The 21,682-nt window shown below is 66.1% G+C and carries 23 protein-coding genes; 6 read left to right on the forward strand and 17 right to left on the reverse strand.

Annotated features, from left to right (window positions below; translation table 11 throughout):
- Positions 1-2: 2 nt before the first annotated feature.
- The 4 genes from HW932_RS04020 to HW932_RS04035 form a co-directional block, all read right to left on the reverse strand.
- Complete coding sequence (locus tag HW932_RS04020; RefSeq protein WP_176975200.1) at positions 3-437, reverse strand: arsenate reductase ArsC; 435 nt, start codon at positions 435-437, stop codon at positions 3-5.
- A 64-nt stretch (positions 438-501) separates the two neighbouring features.
- Positions 502-825: an ArsR/SmtB family transcription factor gene (locus HW932_RS04025; RefSeq protein WP_176975201.1), complete on the reverse strand. Its 324-nt coding sequence runs from the start codon at positions 823-825 to the stop codon at positions 502-504.
- 288 nt (positions 826-1,113) lie between these two features.
- Positions 1,114-1,977: a universal stress protein gene (locus HW932_RS04030; protein WP_176975202.1), complete on the reverse strand. Its 864-nt coding sequence runs from the start codon at positions 1,975-1,977 to the stop codon at positions 1,114-1,116.
- Positions 1,978-1,991: 14 nt separating this feature from the next.
- Entirely contained in the window at positions 1,992-3,473 is a 1,482-nt protein-coding gene (locus HW932_RS04035) for a SulP family inorganic anion transporter (protein WP_176975203.1), read from the reverse strand.
- Positions 3,474-3,816: 343 nt separating this feature from the next.
- Here HW932_RS04035 and HW932_RS04040 point away from each other — a divergent pair, with 343 nt between their 5' ends.
- Both HW932_RS04040 and HW932_RS04045 read left to right on the forward strand, forming a co-directional pair.
- Positions 3,817-4,761, forward strand: coding sequence for a class I SAM-dependent methyltransferase (locus HW932_RS04040; protein ID WP_176975204.1), 945 nt, complete (start codon positions 3,817-3,819; stop codon positions 4,759-4,761).
- Between the two features lie 139 nt (positions 4,762-4,900).
- Positions 4,901-5,482, forward strand: a complete 582-nt coding sequence (locus HW932_RS04045; protein ID WP_176975205.1) for a Uma2 family endonuclease — start codon at positions 4,901-4,903, stop codon at positions 5,480-5,482.
- 15 nt (positions 5,483-5,497) lie between these two features.
- On the opposite strand, the gene moaA is transcribed toward HW932_RS04045, so the two are convergent.
- The 13 genes from moaA to HW932_RS04105 all read right to left on the reverse strand — a co-directional run bounded on the left by moaA (position 5,498) and on the right by HW932_RS04105 (position 17,672).
- Positions 5,498-6,484, reverse strand: coding sequence for a GTP 3',8-cyclase MoaA (moaA, locus tag HW932_RS04050; RefSeq protein ID WP_176975206.1), 987 nt, complete (start codon positions 6,482-6,484; stop codon positions 5,498-5,500).
- Positions 6,485-6,560: 76 nt separating this feature from the next.
- Complete coding sequence (locus HW932_RS04055; RefSeq protein WP_176975207.1) at positions 6,561-7,199, reverse strand: trimeric intracellular cation channel family protein; 639 nt, start codon at positions 7,197-7,199, stop codon at positions 6,561-6,563.
- The gene (locus HW932_RS04060) at positions 7,196-8,878 is read right to left on the reverse strand and encodes a complex I subunit 5 family protein (RefSeq protein WP_176975208.1); all 1,683 of its coding nucleotides are present in this window, start codon (positions 8,876-8,878) and stop codon (positions 7,196-7,198) included. The genes HW932_RS04055 and HW932_RS04060 overlap by 4 nt, the downstream gene beginning before the upstream one ends.
- Before the next feature lie 65 nt (positions 8,879-8,943).
- Positions 8,944-10,293 carry an RNA-guided endonuclease IscB gene (gene iscB, locus HW932_RS04065; protein ID WP_176975209.1) on the reverse strand — a complete coding sequence of 450 codons (1,350 nt, stop codon included), beginning with the start codon at positions 10,291-10,293 and terminating at the stop codon, positions 8,944-8,946.
- Positions 10,294-10,551: 258 nt separating this feature from the next.
- Positions 10,552-12,288, reverse strand: a complete 1,737-nt coding sequence (locus tag HW932_RS04070; RefSeq protein ID WP_176975210.1) for a proton-conducting transporter transmembrane domain-containing protein — start codon at positions 12,286-12,288, stop codon at positions 10,552-10,554.
- On the reverse strand, positions 12,285-13,784 hold the full coding sequence (locus HW932_RS04075) for a proton-conducting transporter transmembrane domain-containing protein (RefSeq protein WP_176975211.1): 1,500 nt from the start codon (positions 13,782-13,784) through the stop codon (positions 12,285-12,287). Before HW932_RS04075 ends, HW932_RS04070 begins: the two co-directional genes overlap by 4 nt.
- Before the next feature lie 4 nt (positions 13,785-13,788).
- Positions 13,789-15,225 carry a complex I subunit 5 family protein gene (locus HW932_RS04080; RefSeq protein ID WP_176975212.1) on the reverse strand — a complete coding sequence of 479 codons (1,437 nt, stop codon included), beginning with the start codon at positions 15,223-15,225 and terminating at the stop codon, positions 13,789-13,791.
- On the reverse strand, positions 15,218-15,568 hold the full coding sequence (locus HW932_RS04085; protein ID WP_176975213.1) for an NADH-quinone oxidoreductase subunit K: 351 nt from the start codon (positions 15,566-15,568) through the stop codon (positions 15,218-15,220). Before HW932_RS04085 ends, HW932_RS04080 begins: the two co-directional genes overlap by 8 nt.
- Entirely contained in the window at positions 15,565-16,245 is a 681-nt protein-coding gene (locus HW932_RS04090) for an MnhB domain-containing protein (protein ID WP_246296646.1), read from the reverse strand. Before HW932_RS04090 ends, HW932_RS04085 begins: the two co-directional genes overlap by 4 nt.
- Complete coding sequence (locus HW932_RS21770) at positions 16,246-16,494, reverse strand: DUF4040 domain-containing protein (RefSeq protein WP_012970619.1); 249 nt, start codon at positions 16,492-16,494, stop codon at positions 16,246-16,248.
- Positions 16,491-16,796 (reverse strand): monovalent cation/H(+) antiporter subunit G, encoded by a 306-nt coding sequence (locus HW932_RS04095; RefSeq protein WP_176975214.1) that lies wholly within the window; start codon positions 16,794-16,796, stop codon positions 16,491-16,493. Before HW932_RS04095 ends, HW932_RS21770 begins: the two co-directional genes overlap by 4 nt.
- Complete coding sequence (locus tag HW932_RS04100; RefSeq protein WP_176975215.1) at positions 16,793-17,059, reverse strand: MrpF/PhaF family protein; 267 nt, start codon at positions 17,057-17,059, stop codon at positions 16,793-16,795. Before HW932_RS04100 ends, HW932_RS04095 begins: the two co-directional genes overlap by 4 nt.
- Before the next feature lie 43 nt (positions 17,060-17,102).
- A complete protein-coding gene (locus HW932_RS04105; RefSeq protein WP_176975216.1) occupies positions 17,103-17,672 on the reverse strand; it encodes a Na+/H+ antiporter subunit E in 570 nt (189 codons plus the stop codon).
- 297 nt (positions 17,673-17,969) lie between these two features.
- On the opposite strand from HW932_RS04105, the gene miaB reads away from it, so the two are divergent.
- From miaB to HW932_RS04125, 4 genes are read left to right on the forward strand one after another with little or no spacing between them, the layout of a single operon-like run.
- On the forward strand, positions 17,970-19,295 hold the full coding sequence (miaB, locus tag HW932_RS04110) for a tRNA (N6-isopentenyl adenosine(37)-C2)-methylthiotransferase MiaB (protein WP_176975217.1): 1,326 nt from the start codon (positions 17,970-17,972) through the stop codon (positions 19,293-19,295).
- 5 nt (positions 19,296-19,300) lie between these two features.
- Positions 19,301-20,272, forward strand: coding sequence for a PhoH family protein (locus HW932_RS04115; protein WP_176975218.1), 972 nt, complete (start codon positions 19,301-19,303; stop codon positions 20,270-20,272).
- Entirely contained in the window at positions 20,269-20,805 is a 537-nt protein-coding gene (gene ybeY, locus HW932_RS04120) for an rRNA maturation RNase YbeY (protein ID WP_176975219.1), read from the forward strand. Before HW932_RS04115 ends, ybeY begins: the two co-directional genes overlap by 4 nt.
- A complete protein-coding gene (locus tag HW932_RS04125; protein ID WP_176975220.1) occupies positions 20,786-21,673 on the forward strand; it encodes a CorC family transporter in 888 nt (295 codons plus the stop codon). Before ybeY ends, HW932_RS04125 begins: the two co-directional genes overlap by 20 nt.
- Positions 21,674-21,682 lie beyond the last annotated feature (9 nt).

Here is a 21,682-nt window from a genome sequence, read left to right on the forward strand (position 1 = left end):
GTTTACTCCGATGGGGGCAGGTCGAGACTCAGCGCTTCGGCCACGGCTGGAATCAGTCGCGCGCGGATGTCGTCGCGCACCGCGATGAAGGATTCCAGCGGCTCACCGTGCGGGTCATGGAAGGGCAGATGGATCTGTTTGACTGGACGCGGGAAGACTGGGCAGCTTTCATGCGCGTTGTCGCAGACCGTCACCACCAGATCGATGGGTTCGTCGAGTACGGCGTCGATGTCTTTGGGATGCAGCCCCTCGGTCGGCAGGCCGAGTGCTTGCAGCGCCGCGATGGCTCCATCCGCGACCTTGGGCTGAGGCCGGGTGCCGGCCGACAGGGCGCGCACCTGCCCGGCCAGATCATGGTTGAGCAGGACTTCGGCCATCTGCGAGCGGCAGGAATTGCCGGTGCAGAGGATCAGGACAGTCTTGGGGGCTGGGTTCATGAGGGTGTTCTCGCAAGATGGCGTGAAGCGATGAGTGTGAACGGCGCTGGGTCTCGATCAGCGATCAGGACTCACAGGGTTGGCAAACGGATGGCGCTGGTGCGATCGGTTCACTCCCCATCCCATCGCGCATGTGCATCAGGATGCGCAGCGCCCAGGCCGGCAGTTGCGGATGCAGGCGGTAGCGCATCCAGGTGCCGTCGCGCCGCGCCAGAACCAGATTCGCCCCGCGCAATACCGCCAGATGACGCGAGACCTTCGGCTGTGGCGCATCGAGCGTGCTGTGCAGATCACAGACGCACAGCTCGTCGGCCTCCAGCAACATGGCCAGGATGCGGCGGCGGATGGGGTCGGCGAGGGCTTCGAAGAAGGCTTGGGGGTCGAGCATGGGGCGAATCGGCGTAAGCGGGCGACTGTGGCTGACTGATGATACGGCTGGATCATATTTGATCTAGCGCATATTTAAAAGCGCAAATAAAGCTTTTCAAATTAATTTGTATCGCTTGTATCGGATTCAGTCGCTACGCACTCGCCACTTGGCCAACACACGACCTGGGACCGGCGCCGGCCAACCGCACATAGAACGCCCCGGCCAGCATCAGCCGGGGTTAGGCATCGAAAGGTGAACGGAAAGAACCTCAGTCGGAGCGAGACGTCGCTCCCTCCAAACGCGCCATCAGCGCAGTAAGAGCGTGGGAATCCGTGCCGAGCGCAGCAGATCCGAGGTCTTGCTGCCGAAGAGCAGGGTGCGGATCGGCGAGTGACTGTAAGCGCCCATGATCAGCAGGTCGATCTCCTGCTCGCACACCGCGCCGGCGATGACCCGCTCGGCATCACCCGGCGCCAGCGCCGCCGACGCCTCGAAACCGGCCTTCTCCAGCGTTGTTTTGGCCCAGTCCAGTTGCTTGGCGCCATCCCTGGTCGCCTTGCCTGACATCAGCAGGTGCACCGGCAATCCCTGGAACAGCGGACTCCTGGACACCAGCTCGACGCCACGCTTGGCCATGCCGCCGCCATCGAAGGCGATCAATACCTGGCGCGGCTCCCGGAATTGCTCGGTGACGGCCAGGATGGGTTTCTTGAGCGCGCGCACCACGCGCTCGACATTGCGCCCGAGATCGCGCTGGGTGGTCTCGGCCGATTCGCCGCGACGCCCGAGCACGAACAGCCGCACGCCGGACTGCTGCCCGACCAGGGTTTCTTCCAGATCGCCGTGACGCTGGCGCACGTCTGGCGCGACCGCGCCGGCGGCGATGGCCCGCTCACGCAGTTGGTTGAGAAAGATCCGCCCCTGTTCACGCGCCGCCTTGCTGCGTGCGGCATCCTCCTCGGCCAGCTCGGTCAGCAGGGTCTGCTGGGCGTTGAAACCGATGGCGCCGCTGTGATCCTTGCCGCTACCGATCTCGGGATGACGGTCGAGGATGTGCAGCAACTCCAGCGGCGTCGACAGACGTCGCGCCGCCCAGGTCGCGGCATCGGTCACGGTCTCGGCGAAGTGCGAGCGATCGACACAGGCCAGGATCTTGTCTTCGTCATGCATGGTTCTGGCTCCTCTCAATGATCCGTCAGGCGTGCAACCGCGTCGGGCTTGTCGTGCACCGCGAACTTGTCGATCAGGGTGGCGCTGGCCTCGTCGAGACCGATGACCTCGACCTCGGCGCCCTCGCGCCGGAACTTGATGACCACCTTGTCGAGCGCACTCACGGCCGTGATGTCCCAGAAGTGCGCGCGGCTGACGTCGATGCGTACCCGTTCGATGACCTCCTTGAAGTCGAACGCGGCGACGAAGCGATCGGCCGAGGCGAAGAACACCTGCCCCGTGACCAGATAGGCGCGGGTGCGCCCCTGCTCCAGCGTGATCGAGCTGACCGCCAGCACCTGACCGACCTTGTGGGCGAAGAAGAAGCCCGAGAGCAGCACGCCGACGAGCACGCCCTGCGCCAGATCATGGGTGGCGACGACGACGGCGACCGTGGAGATCATCACCACATTGGCACCCAGCGGATGCTCGCGCAGATTGCGGATCGAAGCCCAGTTGAAGGTGCCGATCGAGACCATGATCATCACCGCCACCAGCGCCGCCATCGGGATCTGCGCCACCCACTCGCCGGCAAAGACCACCATCAGCAGCAGACAGACACCGGCGGTCAGGGTCGAGAGCCGCCCGCGTCCGCCCGATTTCACGTTGATGACCGACTGGCCGATCATGGCGCAACCGGCCATGCCGCCGAGAAAGCCGGTGGCGACGTTCGCCACGCCCTGACCGACGCACTCGCGGTTCTTGTTGCTGCTGGAGTCGGTCAGATCGTCGACGATGGTCGCCGTCATCAGGGATTCGAGCAGGCCGACGACCGCCAGTGTCGCCGAGACCGGGAAGATGATCTGGAGCGTTTCGAACGTGAGCGGGATGTCCGGCAGCAGGAACACCGGCAGACTGTCGGGCAGCTCGCCCATGTCGCCGACGGTGCGCACGTCCAGTCCCAGATACAGGGTCACGCCGGTCAGAACCAGGATGGTGACGAGCGGCGAGGGGACGACCTTGGTCAGATAGGGGAACAGATAAATGATCGCCAGCCCGGCCGCCACCAGTGCATAGACCTGCCAGGTTGCATTCGCCCCGGTCAGCTCCGGCAACTGCGCCATGAAGATCAGGATCGCCAGCGCATTGACGAAGCCGGTGACGACCGAGCGCGAGACGAAGCGCATCAGTGCGCCGAGTCTCAGCCAGCCGGCCAGGATCTGGAGCACGCCGGTCAGGACCGTGGCCGCCAGCAGATATTGCAGGCCGTGCTCCTTGACCAGCATCACCATCACCAGCACCATGGCGCCCGTGGCCGCCGAGATCATGCCCGGACGTCCGCCGACAAAGGCCGTGACCGTAGCGATACAGAAGGAGGCATAGAGCCCGACCTTGGGGTCGACGCCGGCGATGATCGAAAACGCGATCGCCTCAGGGATCAGCGCCAGCGCGACCACCAGGCCGGCGAGCAGATCGTTGCGGACATTGGAAAACCAGTCCTGGCGGATGGAGTTCATGCGGAATGAGTACCTTCGCGGATGGGGCCGAGCGTATCGGCGATGGAGTAAAACGCGAAGGCCGGGCACCTGAACGGCGCGTGGTTCGAGCGGAGAACCGGGTGGAGTCGGGGAACAGCGCAGACATCAGGTGCGCGGCATCGCGTCGATGGTTAGACGGAGCGTTCTGAGAACGCGGGCGAGCCGGAATGTCTACACTGGCAGGTGACTCCTGAAATCGGATGGGATGACGCAGAATGACGGACAGGATAACGAACAGGTACTTCGATGGCAACCGTGACCGAGTCCGACCAGGGATGTTAGGCTGAAAGCACCGCCATGAAATACACGAATGGAAGATATTATGCGAATTGCGATCATTGATGCCTGGCGCGAGCGATGGCGCCTGTCGCCCGTGTTCCAACCCGAGCGTCTCGCCTCACGCGCCGACTATGCCGCTCCCCAGCGCTCAAAGATGTTGGAACAGCGTCGCACCTATGTCTCGAACCTCACGCCGGCGGATCAGCAGCCATTCAGTGTGCCGGGCTACTGTCAACCCTGCCAGCGCCAGGTTGCGTTACAGGTCGACTTCGCCTATGCCTACCCGGTCGATGGCCGGCTGCAACCCAACTGGCGCGAGCGACTGCTCTGTCCCCACTGTCGCCTCAACAGCCGGATCCGCGCGACCCTGCATCTGTTCGAGCGGTTCGTGGGCGCGCGACGCCGAGATCTGCTGTATCTCACTGAGCAGAACACGTCGCTCTATCGCTGGATGGCGGATCGCTACCCCAATTTGACCGGCAGCGAATATCTCGGGTCCGAGTTCCAGCCTGGACAGGTCGATGCGCGCGGCTGGCGTCATGAAGACCTCACGCGCCTGAGCTTCGCGGATGCGAGTCTCTCGGCCATCCTCTCGTTCGACGTGCTGGAGCATGTCCCCGATTATCCGGCGGCCGCGCGCGAGTGTCTGCGCTGTCTGAAACCCGGAGGCGTCTTCGTCTTCAGCGTGCCCTTCATCGTCGAGGCCCAAGAGACGCTCGTGCGCGCGCGGCTTGGATCGGACGGCCAGATCGAACATCTCCATCCACCCGAATATCATGGCGATCCGGTCAGCGACGCCGGCTGTCTCTGCTACTACCACTTCGGCTGGGAACTGCTCGATCAGTTGCGTGACCTGGGGTTCGTGGACGTGACGGCGCTCGATTACTGGTCGGCCGCGCATGGCTATCTGGGCGGCAACACGCTGCTATTCACGGCGCGCAAGCCCGCTGTTTCCATGATAAGTTTCCGAACAGTCGCGCAGACGTAGTCCGCATTGTCCGAGAAGTGTGTGGGAAAGCGGCCGGATTCCGGCACAGGTCGAACATGACCCAATCTGTCAGGCCGCCGACGGGACGTCTATAATTCGGCCCAGCACCATCCAGTACAACGATCCACCGGAGGTCATGATGTCAGCCGAACCTCAACCGCATCTTTCCTTCGACGACTGGCTCGCCATCGAGCGAACCTCCACCGATCAGCGCTGCGAATACGTGGCCGGCGAGGTCTTTGCGATGGCCGGCGGCAGCGAGGAGCACAATCTCATCGCGCTCAATGTCGGTGCCGAGCTTCGCAACCAGCTCAAGGGCCGACCCTGCCGCGTGTATCCGAGCGACATGAAGGTCCATATCGCCACCGCCGACGTGGGGGCCTATCCCGATGTAATGGTGATCTGCGGCGAGCGCGACTTTCACGACCGGCGGCGCGACGTCGTCACCAATCCGACGCTGATCGTCGAAGTGCTCTCGGATTCCACCGAAGCCTATGATCGCGGCGACAAGTTCCGCTACTACCGAAGCCTTCCAAGCCTGCAAGCCTATCTGCTGCTGTCGCAGGATCGGATACAGGCCGAGCTGTTCCTCCGTCAGTCGGACGGAACCTGGAGCCTGAGCACCTATCAGGCGTCCTCGGAATCCATCCCGCTATCGGTGATCGAGGCCGAGCTGTCGCTGGCCGAGATCTACGACAAGGTGGAAGGGGTTGCCGGTTAGTGTTCGGGGCGGATCTCAGCCGCCGGTCATCGACATGAAGCGCACCACCTGTCCGGGGCGCTCGTTGAACTCATGGCGCTCGGGTTTCAGAGCGATCGCCTGTTGCAGGTGTGTCTGAAGTTCCGTGTCACTGATCCCGGCGCGCAGCAGATCGCGTAGCGGATAGCTGTGATCCTGACCCAGGCACAGATAGAGCGTTCCCTCGACGGTCAGGCGTACCCGGTTGCAGGTCGCGCAGAAGTGCTGCGACAGCGGTGTGATGAAGCCGAGTCGGGTCTCGGCGCCGGCGACCCGATAGTAACGAGCCGGGCCGCCGCCGGGCAGGATGTCCGGGATCAGCTCGAACCGCTGCTCCAGACGCCGCTTGATCGGCTCCAGATCGCCGAAAGCGCTTAGCGCCGCCTGTCCGGTCGCACCCATCGGCATGGTCTCGATCAGACGCAGGGTGAAACCATGTGCGTCGCAGTAGTCGAGGATGTCCTCGATCTCGGCGTCGTTGACGCCGCGCATCACCACCGTATTGACGCGGATCGGCTCCATGCCGGCCTCCCGCGCCGCCGCGATGCCGCGCAGCACCCGCGCCAGATCGCCGCCCGTGATCTGGCGGAAGACCTCGGGATTCAGACTGTCGAGACTGACATTGAGCCGCCGCACACCGGCACGCACCAGCGGTTCGGCGAGCGACTCCAGTTGTGTCGCATTGCTCGACAGCGAGAGATCATCGAGACCGGGCAGGGCCGACAGACGTTCGGCCAGCTCGGTCAGACCACGGCGCATCAGCGGCTCGCCGCCGGTCAGACGCACCCGCCGCACCCCCAGCGCCGTGAAGGCCGCGACCACGCACTCGATCTCCTCGAAGGTCAGCCAGTGCGCCGGCTCCTCGAACCCCTTGAAGCCCTTGGGCAGACAATAGCCGCAGCGCAGATCGCAGCGATCCGTGACCGAGAGCCGCAGATAGTCGATGCTCCGGCCAAAGGGATCGGTCAGGGATAGGTGCCTCATCCTCGGTTTCCTCGCGTGTGATTCGACGGCGATGATGCCATGAGCGACCAGTGAGGCGCGCGCCTGAATATTCGGCCTACAGCCGTGCCGTGAAACGCGGTAGCGCGATCTCCCAGCGGATCGCTGCCACGCGCAACAGGAAGATCAGTGCGCCGCCCGCCATGGCGGCCTGTCCAGGATCGAGCCCCCAGGTCATCGAACCGATGAAGACCAGCGCTCCGGCCCAGGCAGCGGTCGCGTAGAGCGTGCCCTGAAAGACCAGTGGTTCCTCGTTGCACAGCACGTCGCGCAGGACGCCGCCCATCACGCCGGTGATGACGCCCATGAAGCTGGCCACCAGCCAGGGTGCACCCCAGACCAGCGCCGCCTTGGTGCCGCTGATGGTGAAGAGCGCCAGCCCTGCCGCGTCCGGAACCAGGAACAGCCTCGCCGGCAAGGCGAAGATCCGTGCCAGGAAGAAGGTGAGCATGGCCGCGATGAGCGCCGCGACCAGATAGGTCTGATCGGCGACCCAGAACACCGGCCGGTCGAGCAGCACATCGCGTAGCGAACCGCCGCCGAGCGCAGCGGCCAAGGCGACGACGACCATGCCGAACAGATCGAAACGCTTGCGTCCGGCCTCCAGAACACCGGCAGCGGCCATCATGGCCACCGCGCCCAGGCTGATGCCGTACATCAGTTGATCGAGCGGGATCTTCGATAGATCGAGTGTCATCGCGGGATTACCATCAGTCCGATGAGCAGCAGCAGCCCGATCCAGAGCATACCCGCGACCAGCCAGAGCGCCATCAGGCGCTCGGCTGTGCTGGCGCGGGTCGCGTGCCAGTGCAGGTCGACCCAGTCGAGCCAGGGATCGAGCAGGCGCGCGCGCCAGTTCGCCCAGCGACGCTTGATCCAACGCTGACTCCAGCGCAACTGCGGCGGCAGTGGACGCAGTGCCTCCAGCAGATCACCCGGCGGGATGCGGTCGAGTATCCCGTCGAGCGTGCCCGGACGCTGGAGCGCGGCCAGCAGCACCGGCAACCCGATCGCCAGGGCGATGGCGATGAGGCCGAGGTTGGTCGTCCAGCCGAGCTGGGCTCCACTGCCGAGAGCCACGGTCGGCGGCAGCACCAGGATCGCCGCGATCAGTAGCGACCAGACCGCGCCCGCCGACCGGTAGCCCGGTTCGGGATGCGGCTCGGTCCGCCACATCAGCCACAGAAAGCGCGCCATCAGCAGCGCTGTGACCACGGACGCCAGTCCCAGACCCGCGCCGAGCCAGCGCCAGTCGAGCACCTCCAGTATCGGTTTGAGTCCGTCCTTGGTGATGGCCCCACTGGTGAGCGGCGCGCCGATCATGACCAGCACCAGCAGGCTCAGCCCGGCGAGGATCATTGGCTGGCGCCCGCTCGTGTGACGCAATCCGACCCCGAGGAAGAGTCCGCCCTTGGTCAGGGCATGGTGTCCGGCATAGAGGGCGAGCGCCGGCACCCCGACAAGGGCCAACCGAGGTTCGATCAGCAGCAGCCCCAGCGCTAGGGTCATGACGCCCATCTTGGCCACGCTCGAATAGGCCAGCACCACCTTGGGGTTGGTCTGGATCAGACCGATCAGCGGGGCCAGGATCGCCGTGATCAGCCCGGCCAGCACCAGCAGCAGTCCCCAGTGCGGCAGCGCCAAGGCGCCGAGCGGCAGGAAGCGCAGCCATCCGAGCAGGGCGGCCTTGATCATGGTTCCGCTCAGGACCGCGCTCGCCGGCACGGGCGCGGCCGGATGCGCCAGCGGCAGCCAGACGTGCAGCGGCATCAGACCGGCCTTGACCGCCAGCCCCAGGATCAGCAGCCCGATGGCCAGGTCGTCGATCGCGGTCAATGCGGCGGCTGAGGGCGCGATCGAGCCGGTCTGGTGCGCGATCAGCACCAGCGCCATGAAGAGCGTGCTCTCGCCGAGCAGGGTCAGGATCAGATAGACCTTGCCGGCGCGCAGCGACTCACGTCGTCCGTCGTGGATGACCAGACCATAGGAGGCGATCCCCATGAGCGCGAAGCCGGTATAGAAGCTTGCCAGATCGAGCGCGACGATCAGCCACAGATTGCCCGCCATCGCCAACAGGAAGAACAGATGGAAGCGCCCGGCGTGCGGCGAGTCGCGCAGAGCGCGGACGGCATGGACGGCGGCGACCAGCCACAGCAGTGCCGTGAAGCCGAGAAAGATCCGCCCCGGCGTGTCCAGACCCAGGGTGGCGCCGACCAGCAGCCAGGGCAGTTCGACCCGGGCGCCGGCCGGAATCCACAGCGCCGTCGCCAGCGCCGGAAGGGGCGCGAGTGCGACCAGCCAGTGCCGCCGAGGCTGGAGCACCAGCGGCGCGAGCAGCAGTGGCCACAGCCAGCTCAGGATCAACGGCACTGTCATCAGTCTTGCGCGAGAAACCCCGTCCTTGACTGGCGGGGAGGGATAGCGCACCGCGCGCAGCGCGGTTAGGCCGCCCGTCTCGCTGCCTCCATTTCTGGTTTAAGTTTGAATGAATAGCCATAGCCGTCGGCGCGTTGCAGGAGGCGGCAATGGCGGTAGGAAATCCCCTGAACGGTTCCGGCCTGGGTCTGGATGTTGAACGATCCCGTTTGGCGCACCGCCACGCGCCCGACATGCACACCAGCTTTCTTGCCCGTGGGCACCTCGGCGCGCACCCAATCGCCGGTCTGGAAGCCGTGGATGCGCTTGTGGCGCATGAGATAGCCGCGCGGAAAGCCGTTGTTGAACGTGCGGGTGCGGCGGTAGGCCCCGCGTCCGGTGGCGCGGATGGCCAGGACCGGGCGGTTCCAGTCGCGCACCTGATCGACAGCGCCGACACAGAGCGCATCGAGGGCATGGGTTTTGGGGATGTCCAGGCGCGTGCGGTTGTACTTGGTGCGTCCGCCCGAGGCGGTCTCGACGGGAAGCCCTGTCGCTGTCAGGGCTGCAAACAGCGCCCAGCGCGTGGCATTGACGGCGGCGGCGTCCTGGAGCGGTGCTTTGGCCTGGGCCTGGATCTGGTGCAGGCGCGCCGGTTGGCGTTGCAGAAAGTCCTCGATGGATCGGTTCCCCTTGCGCTGATTGCAGGGCCGGCAGGCGAGCGTCAGGTTCGAGACCCGATCCGAGCCGCCTTTGGCGCGCGGCACGATGTGCTCGATCTCCAGTGGCACGTGCGTCGCGCCACAATAGGCACAGGTCCGGCGCCACTTCTCCAGCAGGTATTCACGGACTTCGTAACCGGCCAGTTCGCCCTGTTGGTATTCGACCCCGCTGATCTCGGGATTTTGCATGGCTTGGGTATCGAAACGCACCAATTCCTGACTGAGGGCGGTGATCGGGGCGAGCCGGCGCAGGCGCTGCACCCAGTTGACGGTGGTGTCGAGCCGATGCTGTAACGACGGCGGCAACCAACCCGCGCGGCGGGGGCGATTCAGGAAGCGCGGCGCCCGGTAGCGCGTCTTCCGAGACCGGCGTGCCCGGCGGAAGTGACGCCGAAGTGTCAGCGCCTCCCGGATGATCTGACCACGATGCGCCAGTTCCCCAAACCACAGCCCATGCTCCAAGCGATCGATCGCGCCCGTGTCTGGATCACAGGTCTCGGATTCGCGCACCAGGGCCAGTCCGGTCACGCGACTGCCGGGATCGAGCTTCAGGCGCAGTGGTTGCAGCGCTCCGCCGATCCGATCCTTCAGGCGAATGGTGAACGGGGCCAGACGCACCACCACCGCCCGTCCGCGCTCCAGTAACAGCCGCGCGCGTTTCTCCGTGCACGGCATCAGTGGTTTCTTCTGTTTGTCGAGTACGAATACAGCCATCGCTCGGTTCCAAAACGCGCCCTTACGGGCCTGGTGACGGAGCCTTGCGGCTCGCTCCCCTCGGGAAGGTCTGCAACCGGCTCCCGCCGCGCGGCGGCGACCCGAACCTTCGACGCTTTACCTTTCGTCAGCATGGTCCGGGTCTTCGAGAGTCCGAGGCTGAGGAAGCACCTCGGAGTCGGTCTGTGCGACCTGTTGCAAACGCAGCGGGTTTTCACCGCTTTCCCTGGTCAACCCAGCTCTTTCAAGCTCCGGCCTTCAGGCCGGGGTAGTTGACGGCGTGATCAGGACCAGTAGCAGGAGGAGCAGGGTCACACCCAGCCACAGCCAGCCGGCGGTCGGCCAGGCGCGTAATGTCCGCTCGGGATCGGACGGCGGCGAACCGACCCGCTCGCCCAGACCATAGAGATGTGCGCGCACCGCCTCGACCATGGCGTTCCAGCGTCCGAACAGCGCGCGCGCCGCCCAGAGCTGCGCGGTCAGGATCGGTTCGGCGAGCACCACCAGATCGCCCAAGCGGCGTTGGCGCACGGGGCGTCCCGAGCCGGGCGCCCGATGCCGGATGGCGAGCGCCAGCGGCGCCGCGATCAGCCCGGCGACGAGCATGGCTCCGGCATTGGTCGGCCAGGCCGACGGCTCGCCGAGCACGAACGGAAAGCCCGCGACCAGTCCGAGCAGCAGGATCCAGGCCGCGAGACTCCAGATCGGAAAGACGGACCGGGGAGCGATCGGCGTCTGAGGCTCTTGGAAGTCACTGACTGTCGGTGCGGATTTGACCACGCCCGGCGCCGGCCAGATCAGCCAGACGAAGCGCGCCATCAGCAGCGCGGTCGCCACCGTCGCCAGCATCAGCGCCAGATCGAGCCAGATCCAGCCCGGTGAAAGCAGCACCGGCTTGGCGACATACTTGGCCAGCGCGCCACTGGTCAGCGGCGCCCCCGCCAATGCCAGCGCCAGCAGGATCAACCCCGCACGCACCAAGGGCCGCGCCGGGTCCAGATCACGCAATCCCAGCCCCAGAAACAGCCCCGACTTGACCAGTGCATGATGCGCGGCATAGAGCGTGAGCGCCCCAACCCCGACCGGCGTCAATGCCGGTTCGAGCAACAGCAGACCCAGCAGCAGCACGAACAGACCCGCCTTGCTGATGCTCGAATAGGCCAGCACCCGGCGCGGATCGGTCTGCACCAGCCCCACGCCCAGCGCCACCAGCAGGCTGACCAGCCCCAGCCACACGAACAGCATCCCCCATTCTGGCAGCGCGACCTGTCCCAGCGGCAGCAGCCGCAGCCAGCCGAGCAGCGCGACCTTGCTCATGGCGCCGCTCAGCACGGCGGCGGCCGGCGCGGGCGCGGCGCTATAAGCCAGCGGCAGCCAGGGATGCAGCGGCATGAGTCCGGCCTTGATGCCGAATCCGATCAGCAGCAGCGTGATCACCGCGCCATCGGGCGTCGGCGTCTCGGGCAGACTCCAGGTCACGCCCTGAGTCCGCGCCATCATCAGTAGCGCCACGAACAGCGACAGCTCCCCGATCAGGGTCATGGCCAGATAGACGCGTCCGGCCCGTCGGCGCATCAGCCCGCCCGGATGCAGGATCAGCCCATAGGCCGCCAACCCCATGAGAGCGAAGCCGACATAGAACCCGACCGGCTCGCGCGCCAGGATCAGCCACAGATTGCCGGCGAGCGCGAGCAGGAACAGCAGCCGGAAGCGCCCGGTCCCCGGCGCCGTGCCCAGGCGTTCGACCACCGACACCGCCGCCAGCGACCACACCAGCGCCGTGAACAGCAGAAAGACCCGCGTCGTCTCATCGAACCCGAGCGCTGTGCCGAGCAGCAGCCAGGGCAGCTCCAGGGTCGCGTCGGGCGGCAGCAGCGCCAGACCGACGAGCGCGGGCAGCGGGGCGATCAGCACCAGCCAGCGCAACGCCGGATGCACGGCGAGCGGCGCGAGCAGCAACGGCACCAGCACCACCGCCAACAACAGCCCACTCATCGCCCATACTCCCGCTCGGCGATCAGGGTCGCCCATTCGAGCGGACTGAAGGGCGCGGCGGCCAGCAATCCCGCGATCACGGCCAGCAGCGCCGTCACCACTGGCGGCCACAGCAGGGACGGGGCCGTCTCCAGCCGTTTCGACAACACAGGCTCTTTCGGCCAGTGCTCCGGCGGCGGACGGAACCAGGCGCGATAGAGGATCGGCAGGAAATAGGCGGCATTGAGCAGACTGCTGACCAACAGCACGCCAATCACCCAGTAGGCCCCGGCCGAGGCCGCGCCCAGCCCCAGATACCACTTGGTGACGAACCCGGCCACCGGCGGAATGCCGATCATGCCCAGCGCCCCGACCGTGAAGGCCAGCGTCGTCCAGGGCATGCGCCGACCGACGCCGTTCATCTCGCTGACCCTGTGCACGCCGAGCGTCTCGGCATAGTTGCCGGCGCAGAAGAACAGCGTGATCTTCATGATGCCCTGATGTACTAGATGCACCAGACCGCCGATGGTCGCGATCGGGCCGAGCACCGAGGCGCCGAGCGCGATATAGGACACCTGACTGACGGTCGAATAGGCCAGCCGTTTCTTCAGCCCGTCCTGCGACAGCGCCTTGATCGAGCCATAGATGATGGTGGTGGCCGCCAGCACGCCGAGCACGGTCAGCAGCCCCAGATCATGGGCGAATTCGACGCCATAGACGTCATAGACCACGCGCACGATGCCGAAGGCGCCGGCCTTGACCACGGCGACCGCGTGCAGCAGGGCGCTGACCGGCGCCGGTGCGATCATCGCTTGCGGCAGCCAGCCGTGCAGGGGCACCAGCGCCGCCTTCACGCCCAGCCCGGCCAGCAGCAGGAAGAAGATGACGATGAACTGACCGTGCAGCGCCTCGGGCGCCGCCCCGAGCAGACCGCCCTGGGTGAAAGCCAGTTGACCGACCAGGGTCTGGAGCCAGACCGCACCGACAAACAGCAGCACGCCGCCGCTCATGGTGTAGGCCAGATAGACCTTGGCCCCGTGATCGGCGTCCGGCGTGCCGCGATGGGCGACCAGCGGATAGGTCGCCAGCGTGAGGATCTCGTAGAAGACCACGAAGGTCATCAGATTCCCCGCGAGCGCGATACCCACGGTCGCCGACACGCAGAGACTGAAGAAACCGAAGAAGCGGCTACGGTTCGGCGAGTGCTCCAGATAACCGATGGCATAGATGGTCGTCACCAGCCACAGCACGGTCGACAGCGCCACGAACAGCACCGAGAGCGCATCGGCGCTCAGCACCAGTTCCAGACCCGGCATCAGCGTCAGCCGGCTCTCGTAGACATGGCCGTGGAAGACGCCCCAGATCATCCAGCCGACCAGGACGATCTTGAGCAGGGCGCCGAACATATTGAGCGCGGTTCGCAGCCGGTAGCTGTCCTCGCCCAGCAGGAAGATGAGCACGCCCGGCAGGGCGGAGCTGAGCACGATGGCCAGCGGCAGATAGGGATCGAGATTCATGCGTTCAGACTCCCGCTCCAAGCAGGACGGCGATGGGCTGGGCGGCCAGACCGACGGCCAGGGCCGAGAGCGCGGCCAGCAGCAGGGCCGGGATCTCGGTGCGCGGATCGGTCAGGAAGCACTTGGGCGTCGGCTCGCGGTTGAAGGCACGCGCCAGCACCCGGAACACATAGGCCGCCGCCAGCAGGGTGCCGGCCATCGCCACCAGCGCCCACCACCATTGACCCAGGGCGATGGCCTGTCCGACCAGCACCCACTTAGCAAAAAAGGTGCCGCTCGGCGGCAGGCCGATCAGGGCCACGCCCGCCAGACCGATGGTGAAGGTCGCCGCCGGCAGACTTTGAGCTGCGCCGCCGAGTTCGCGGATGCGATCGTGCCCGGTGCTTTTCTGCACCAGCCCGGCAGCGAGGAAGAAACCGGCCTTGGCGAAGCCGTGGGTGAGCGCCAGCAGCACCAGCGCCGTGAGCAGCCGTTCGCGCGTGTCCCCGTCCGGCGCGGCCGTCAGCAGCGGCAGGAACAGGAACAGATAGCCGATCTGGGCCACGGTCGAATAGGCCGCCAGCAGTTTGAGCCGTTCGGCCCGTAGCGCGCGCCAGGAACCCCAGAGCACCGCGCCCGCCCCGAGCAGTCCGAGCAGCATGGCCGCCGGCAGGGTCGCGATCCCGTCGAACAGATCCAACCACAGTCGCAGCACCAGATAGACCGCCGCCTTGACCACCAGGGCCGAGAGCGCCGCGCTGACCGGAGCCGGTGCGTTGGCATGGGCCGGCGGCAGCCAGAAGTGCAGCGGGAACAGGGCTGATTTGAGCAGCAGTCCGCCGATCATGAGCGCCAGCGCCGACCAGGCCACTGGGCCGGGCGTCAGCGCTTCGGCCACCAGCTCCAGATCCAGCACGCCATAGGCCGTGTAAAGCAGGGCCACGCCGAGCAGATAGGTCATGGACCCAAGCAGGCCCACCAGCAGATAGCGCAGATTGGCCTCGGCGGCTTCGCGGGTGCCGGTGAGCGCACCGAGCGCGGCGGCCGAGAGTCCCAGCAGCTCCAGCATCACATAGAGGTTGAACAGATCGGCGGCCAGGAACAGCCCGTTGAGCGCCGTCCACAGCAGCAGCCACAGCGGCCAGAACTTTCGGCTCGACTCGGCCGCGCCGAAATAGCCGGTGGCATTGATACTGATGGCCAGTGCGACCAGATTGGCCATGGCCACCAGCGCCGCCGCCAGACCGTCGGCGCGCAGACCGATGCCGAGCGGCACGCCCCAGCCGCCGAGATCCGAACGCAGTCCCTCGCCGCTCCAGACCGTGACGGTCAGCCACAGCGCCACGCCTGTGGTCGCCAGCGCCGTGAGCATTCCCAGCGTGCGCGACCAGCCGGGGAGCATGGTGACGAGCAGCGCCCCGAGCAGCGGCAGCGCGACCGCGAGCGCCAATGGATCAAGCATGGGTTCCGTCCTCCCGATCATCGACTCCGCCGTGAGCGTCGGATGTGTGCTCGGGTGCTTCGCGATCCAGACGCCGGCCGAAGGCGAGCGCCAGCGCCGTGGCGCTGACCGCGACCACGATCCCGGTCAGCACCAGGGCGTGCGGTACCGGATCGGGCGGCGCGTCCAGCCCGCGATAGGCGACCGCGACCAGGACATGGAACACCCCGGCGCCCATGATGTTGAGCGCGATCAGTTTGCGCCACAGGGGTTCGTGGCTGATGAAGGACCAGACGCCGAGCAGAAAGAACAGGATGCCCGCACCGCCATAGAGCAGTTGGGTGAGCAGGATCTCATGGCTCATGGTTCGGCGTTCCTCTTGGCGCGCGGCCGGCCGCCGAGGAAGGCCGCCGCCAGGGTCGCGCCGATGCTCAGGGTGGCGCCGGTCTCGATGGTCAGGATCAGCGCCTTGGCCAGCGCCGGCGGATAGGTCAGGAAGCCCAGCCCCACCCCCATGAGCGTCAGCCCGATGAGCGCGAACACCAGGGTGCCGAGCGCGGCCAGCACACGCAGCCAAGCCTCGCCCGGCAGACCGGCGTTCGGTCGTCCCGAGAGCGCCAGGGTCACGCCGGCCGCGCCGAGCAGGGCGCCGGCCTGAAACGCCCCGCCCGGCGCCTGCCCGCCGATCCAGAGCAGATAGCCGCCGGCGATGATCAGCATGGGCACCACCCAGCCGACCAGGCTGTCGAGCAGCAGCGACGCCCGCTGATAGGGCGCCGCCGCCGGGCCGAGCGACCAGATTCCGAGCAGCGCGGCCAGCAGCACCGCCAGTTCGAGCAGGGTGTCATAGGCGCGGAAGTTGAGCAGCACCGAGGTCACGGGATTGCTGGCGCCCGACTCGGGCACCCGCTCCAGGGCCAGGGCCGCCAGCCGCTCGCCCTCGTGGCCGGTGAGGCCGCTCCAGAAGGCCCAGAACAGCAGTGCCCCGATCGCCGCCAGCAGCAGCGGGATCAGAAGGGCTTGGGGGTTCGAGGATGACATCTAGCGCCTCCGGGCCGCGCGTCGGGCGGCCGACAGCATCAGCGCCCCGGCCAGACCCGCGCCGATGGCCGCCTCGGCCAGCGCCAGATCGGGTGCGCGCAGTCGTGCCCAGACCAGGGCCAGCAACAGGCCGAATGCAATGAAGAGGATGACCCCGCGCCGGGGTTCGCGGCTGGTGAGCGCGGCGAGCGCCAGCCCCAGCAGCGTGGTCGAGAGCAGGATATCGAAACCGAGCAGCAGTGGATTCAATGGGCGTCCTCCCCATCGCCGCGCAGCGCGCGCTTGGCGATCAGATGGGCTCCGGTGGCGCTCGCCACCAGCACGAACAGCCAGACGAGCACCAGCTTGAGTCCGTTCAGGACTCCAGGCGCCTCCAGCAGCAGACCCAGGATCAGCAGCCCCAGTCCGACATTGTCGGCCTTGGTCAGGGCGTGCAGCCGGCTGAGCCGATCCGGCAGCCGCATGAGTCCGACCGTACCGGCGACGAAGAAGAAGGCCCCGGCCAGGATGCAGGCGGTCGACAGCCAGAGCAGCAATGTGGCGGGCGTCATGCGTTTTCGTCCTCGCGTCGGCGGGTGAAGGCGACGATGGCCACGGCCGCCAGGAGCGAGAACACCAGCGCCACGTCGATCAGCGCCGGCACCCGGATCACCGGGATCAGCACCAGCAGCAGCCCGATCCCGGAAGTCCCGAGCAGCTGCGCGGCCATCAGGCGATCCGATGGCGTCGGGCCGATGGCGACCCGGATCAGACCGATACTCATGGTCGCCAGCAGCAGCAGGGCGACGGCCAGATGGATATCAGAGAGTGACATGCGGATGTCCTCGATTCGTCATGTTTCGTCCCGAAAGCGGCGTTCACGTCTGGGCGACTTTGGCGTCCCGGCAGGACAGGACATCCGCCCGTTCAGGGTCGGCCTCGCTGGTCGGGGCTGCGAGCCGCTCGCCAAAGAGCGTGCCGATGCGTTGTTCCAGTTGCGCGATGTCGGCGTCGAGCTGCGCGCCGTCGGCGGCGTCGAGCGCATGGACTGTCAGGACGTCGCCGCGCAGATCGGCGCTCAGCGTGCCCGGCAGCAGACTGAGCGTGTCGAGCAGCACCACACGGGCCGAGGCGTTCGTCAGCCTGAGTCGATAGGTGTGTATGCCCGGCGCGATGCGCATCCGAGGGCGCATCACGCGCCAGGTCACGTCGAGCCCGCCCTTGAGCGACTGCCAGAGAAAGAAAGGCACGAAAACCAAAGCCGCGAGCAGGCGCGGCGATCCGCCATCGCGCCGGCTCAGGCGCAGACTGGCCCAGGTCGCCGCGATCACGGCCGGTGCGCCGATGATCCAGGAACCCGGATCGGTCCCGGCGATCACCAGCCAAGCACAGGCAAAGAGCAGGAGGCGCAGCAGGATGGCGCCGAAGGTCGATTTGGATCGCGTCATCGAGTCTGAAGCTCCAGGCTGTATACGCCACGATACGATTTGAGCTATTCGTGGACAATCTCCGGTGTATGAGGTTCCCGATTCTTGCATGTTCAGCGAGAGCGGGCGCGCGAGTTCGGCATGGATCGCGTCTGGCTCGTCCAATCTTGACAGCCCGCAGTCGATTCGGGACTATGACTCGCCTTGTCATCCGGGCGAGCCGATCCCATGTCGGCATCGACGCCCAGCCGTGAATTCGCGCCCACACACCATCTCGACCCACTCGATCGACGCTGCTCCCCCATCTACCGGATCTCCATGTCGCGTAAGCTTTTCATTCAAACCTATGGCTGCCAGATGAACGAGTACGACTCGGCGCGTCTGGCGGATGCGCTGCGTGTCGCGGCGGGTCTGGAACTGACCGATCAGCCCGAAGAGGCCGATGTCCTTCTGCTCAACACCTGCTCGATCCGCGAGAAGGCGCAGGAGAAGGTCTTTTCGCAGCTCGGACGCTGGAAGCCCTGGAAGCAGGCGCGGCCCGATCTGGTGATCGGCGTCGGCGGCTGTGTCGCCAGTCAGGAGGGCGAGGCGATCCGCACCCGCGCGCCTTACGTCGATCTGGTGTTCGGACCCCAGACCCTGCACCGGCTGCCGCAGATGCTCAAGGATCTGGAGACCAGCCGCCGGCCCCAGGTCGATGTCTCCTTCCCCGAGATCGAGAAGTTCGACTGTCTGCCCGCGCCGCGCGCCGAGGGGCCGACCGCCTTCGTCTCGGTGATGGAGGGCTGCTCCAAATACTGCACCTATTGCGTGGTGCCCTACACCCGTGGCGAGGAGATCAGCCGTCCCTTCGACGACGTGATCGCCGAGGTCGCGGATCTGGCCGAACAGGGTGTGCGCGAGATCAATCTGCTCGGCCAGAACGTCAATGCCTATCGCGGTCTGATGGCCGATGGCTCCACGGCGAGTCTGGCGCTGCTGATCCGCTATGTGGCGGCGGTCGAGGGCATCGGACGCATCCGCTTCACCACCAGCCATCCGGTCGAGTTCGGCGACGATCTGATCGAAACCTTCGCCGAGGTGCCAGAGCTGGCGAGCTTCGTCCATCTGCCGGTGCAGTCCGGCTCGGATCGCATCCTGGCGGCGATGAAACGCGGGCATACCGCGCTCGAATATCGCGCCAAGATTCGCCGCTTGCGCGAGGCGCGTCCGGACATCTGCATCTCGTCGGACTTCATCGTCGGTTTTCCGAACGAGACGGACGAGGACTTCGCCGCGACCATCGATCTGATCGACCAGATCGGCTTCGACCACAGCTTCAGCTTCGTCTACAGCCGCCGCCCCGGCACGCCCGCCGCCGACTATCCGGACGCGGTGCCGCTGGAGGTCAAGAAGGCGCGTCTGGAACGGCTGCAACAGCGTATCGACACCAACGCCCAGCGCATCAGCCGCCAGATGGTCGGCACGGTGCAGCGCGTGCTGGTCGAAGGGCCGTCGCGCAAGGATCCGGCCCAGCTCGCCGGTCGCACCGAGAACAACCGCGTGGTCAACTTCGATGGCCCGGCCGAACTCATCGGCCAGTTCCTCGACCTGACCATCACTGAATCACTCCCCAATTCATTGCGTGGGCAACTGGCCCACTGATCCGCTTGAGCATTCAACCCCAATCCATCGACCTCGAGCTCACGCCCGAGGACAACACACGTCTGGCCAATCTGTGCGGCCAGTTCGATCAACACCTCCGCCAACTCGAACGCCGGCTCGGGATCGAGATCGGCAATCGCGGATCGAGCTTCCGCCTGATCGGCGAGGGCGATGCGGTACGGCTCGGCGAGCAGGTGCTGCGCGCACTCTATGCCGAGACCGCCGAGTCGGTGCTCACACCCGAGACCATCCATCTGGTGCTCCAGGACTCCGGCGTGGATGCGCTCTTGGAGCAGGTCGAGGACCGGCTGCCGGAGGTGATCATCAAGACCAAGCGCGGTCTGATCCGGGCGCGCGGACCCAATCAGCAGGAATACCTGCACGCCATCCTCAAGCACGACATCAATTTCGGTGTCGGTCCGGCGGGTACCGGCAAGACCTATCTGGCCGTGGCCTGCGCGGTCGAGGCGCTGGAGTCCGATCGGGTGCGGCGTCTGCTGCTGGTGCGCCCGGCGGTCGAGGCGGGCGAGCGGCTCGGCTTCCTGCCCGGCGATCTGGCGCAGAAGATTGACCCCTATCTGCGTCCGCTCTATGACGCCCTGTTCGAGATGTTCGGCTTCGAGAAGGTCAACAAGCTCATCGAGCGCAATGTGATCGAGGTGGCACCGCTGGCTTACATGCGCGGTCGCACCCTGAACGAATCCTTCATCATCCTCGACGAGGCGCAGAACACCACGCCCGAGCAGATGAAGATGTTCCTGACCCGCATCGGTTTCGGTTCGACCGCCGTCATCACCGGCGACGTGACCCAGGTCGATCTGCCGCGCGGCCAGCCGTCCGGCTTGCGGCAGGCGGTCGAGATCCTCAAGGACGTGCCGGGCATCAGCTTCACCTTCTTCAACGCCCGCGACGTGGTGCGTCATGCGCTGGTTCAGCGCATCGTCAACGCCTACGACGCCTTCGAGAATCAGCCATGAGCGTCGAACTGGAACTGGATCTGCAGGTCGCCACCGAGGACGCCGATCATCCGCTGCCGCCCCAGTTCGAGCGCTGGGTCCGGGCCGCGCTGGAGCAGGCCGATCCGCCGTTTCAGCGCGCGCGTGCCGAGCTGACCATCCGCCTGGTCGACCCCGACGAGAGTCAGGCGCTCAATCTCCAGTATCGCGGACGCGACAAGCCGACCAATGTGCTGTCCTTTCCGTTCGAGGCGCCGCCCGGTCTGGACACGGAGGATCCGATCCATGACCTGCTCGGCGATCTGGTGATCTGCACCGAGGTGGTGCGGCGCGAGGCGCTGGAACAGGGCAAGACGCCGGAAGCGCACTGGGCGCACATGGTGGTGCATGGCGTTCTGCATCTGCTTGATTACGATCATGTTACGGACGCCGAGGCCGCCGTGATGGAAACACTGGAAACGGCGATCCTGGGCGGGTTAGGATTCCCCCCACCTTACGAAGACCAGGGCCACCTGGAGGATGACAAGACTTCTCATGACGAGCGATCGATCTAGCGAGGGTTCGCGATCACGCAACTGGCTCGGACGTCTGGGCCAACTGCTGGGTGGCGAGCCACAGGACAGGGAACAGCTCATCGAGCTGCTGAAGGATGCGCGGCAGAGGGAACTGCTGGACACGGACGCCCTGAGCATGATCGAGGGCGTGCTCCAGGTCTCGGACCTGCGGGTGCGCGACATCATGGTTCCGCGCGCCGAGATGGTCGCGCTGCGCCGCGACGACCCGTTGGAGAAGATCCTCCAGATCGCGGTCAAGTCGGCCCATTCACGCTTTCCGGTCACGGGCGACGACAAGGGCGAGGTGGTCGGCATCCTGCTGGCGAAGGATCTGCTCTCGTTCTGCATCGAGACCGGTCGACGCGCCTTCAATATCCGCGATCTGCTGCGCTCGGCCGTCTTCGTGCCCGAGAGCAAGCGGCTCAACGTGCTGCTCAAGGAGTTTCGCGCCAGCCGCAATCACATGGCGATCGTGGTCGACGAGTACGGCAACGCCTCGGGTCTGGTGACGATCGAGGATGTGCTCGAACAGATCGTCGGCGAGATCGACGACGAGCACGATTACGACGAGGGTTCGGGCATCTTCCGCCGTGGCGAGAACGATTTCAGCGCCAAGGCGCGCACCCCGATCGAGGATTTCAACGAGTACTTCGGCAGCGATTTCTCGGACGAGGAGTTCGACACCATCGGCGGGCTGGTGGTCAATGCCTTCGGGCATCTGCCCAAGCGCGGCGAGTCGGTGGAACTCGGGCGCTTCCGCTTCACCGTGATGCGCGCCGACAGCCGGCGGGTGCATCTGCTCAATATCGAGTCGCTGGAGCCCTTGGAGGAATCGCCGCCCGACCAGTCGGGGGACGGCGCGGGCTGAAGGCAACGC

Source organism: Allochromatium humboldtianum, assembly GCF_013385175.1.
Lineage (GTDB): Bacteria > Pseudomonadota > Gammaproteobacteria > Chromatiales > Chromatiaceae > Thermochromatium > Thermochromatium humboldtianum.

Coding starts and splice junctions, on each gene's coding strand:
- HW932_RS04105 (WP_176975216.1), bottom strand. CDS start 17,672: ATGACGCGATCCAAATCGACCTTCGGCGCCATCCTGCTGCGCCTCCTG.
- ybeY (WP_176975219.1), top strand. CDS start 20,269: ATGAGCGTCGAACTGGAACTGGATCTGCAGGTCGCCACCGAGGACGCC.
- HW932_RS04095 (WP_176975214.1), bottom strand. CDS start 16,796: ATGACGCCCGCCACATTGCTGCTCTGGCTGTCGACCGCCTGCATCCTG.
- HW932_RS04025 (WP_176975201.1), bottom strand. CDS start 825: ATGCTCGACCCCCAAGCCTTCTTCGAAGCCCTCGCCGACCCCATCCGC.
- HW932_RS04080 (WP_176975212.1), bottom strand. CDS start 15,225: ATGCTTGATCCATTGGCGCTCGCGGTCGCGCTGCCGCTGCTCGGGGCG.
- iscB (WP_176975209.1), bottom strand. CDS start 10,293: ATGGCTGTATTCGTACTCGACAAACAGAAGAAACCACTGATGCCGTGC.
- HW932_RS04055 (WP_176975207.1), bottom strand. CDS start 7,199: ATGACACTCGATCTATCGAAGATCCCGCTCGATCAACTGATGTACGGC.
- HW932_RS04020 (WP_176975200.1), bottom strand. CDS start 437: ATGAACCCAGCCCCCAAGACTGTCCTGATCCTCTGCACCGGCAATTCC.
- HW932_RS04070 (WP_176975210.1), bottom strand. CDS start 12,288: ATGAGTGGGCTGTTGTTGGCGGTGGTGCTGGTGCCGTTGCTGCTCGCG.
- moaA (WP_176975206.1), bottom strand. CDS start 6,484: ATGAGGCACCTATCCCTGACCGATCCCTTTGGCCGGAGCATCGACTAT.
- HW932_RS04060 (WP_176975208.1), bottom strand. CDS start 8,878: ATGACAGTGCCGTTGATCCTGAGCTGGCTGTGGCCACTGCTGCTCGCG.
- HW932_RS04125 (WP_176975220.1), top strand. CDS start 20,786: ATGACGAGCGATCGATCTAGCGAGGGTTCGCGATCACGCAACTGGCTC.
- HW932_RS04030 (WP_176975202.1), bottom strand. CDS start 1,977: ATGCATGACGAAGACAAGATCCTGGCCTGTGTCGATCGCTCGCACTTC.
- HW932_RS04035 (WP_176975203.1), bottom strand. CDS start 3,473: ATGAACTCCATCCGCCAGGACTGGTTTTCCAATGTCCGCAACGATCTG.
- HW932_RS04040 (WP_176975204.1), top strand. CDS start 3,817: ATGCGAATTGCGATCATTGATGCCTGGCGCGAGCGATGGCGCCTGTCG.
- HW932_RS04075 (WP_176975211.1), bottom strand. CDS start 13,784: ATGAATCTCGATCCCTATCTGCCGCTGGCCATCGTGCTCAGCTCCGCC.
- HW932_RS04100 (WP_176975215.1), bottom strand. CDS start 17,059: ATGTCACTCTCTGATATCCATCTGGCCGTCGCCCTGCTGCTGCTGGCG.
- HW932_RS04085 (WP_176975213.1), bottom strand. CDS start 15,568: ATGAGCCATGAGATCCTGCTCACCCAACTGCTCTATGGCGGTGCGGGC.
- HW932_RS04045 (WP_176975205.1), top strand. CDS start 4,901: ATGTCAGCCGAACCTCAACCGCATCTTTCCTTCGACGACTGGCTCGCC.
- miaB (WP_176975217.1), top strand. CDS start 17,970: ATGTCGCGTAAGCTTTTCATTCAAACCTATGGCTGCCAGATGAACGAG.
- HW932_RS04090 (WP_246296646.1), bottom strand. CDS start 16,245: ATGTCATCCTCGAACCCCCAAGCCCTTCTGATCCCGCTGCTGCTGGCG.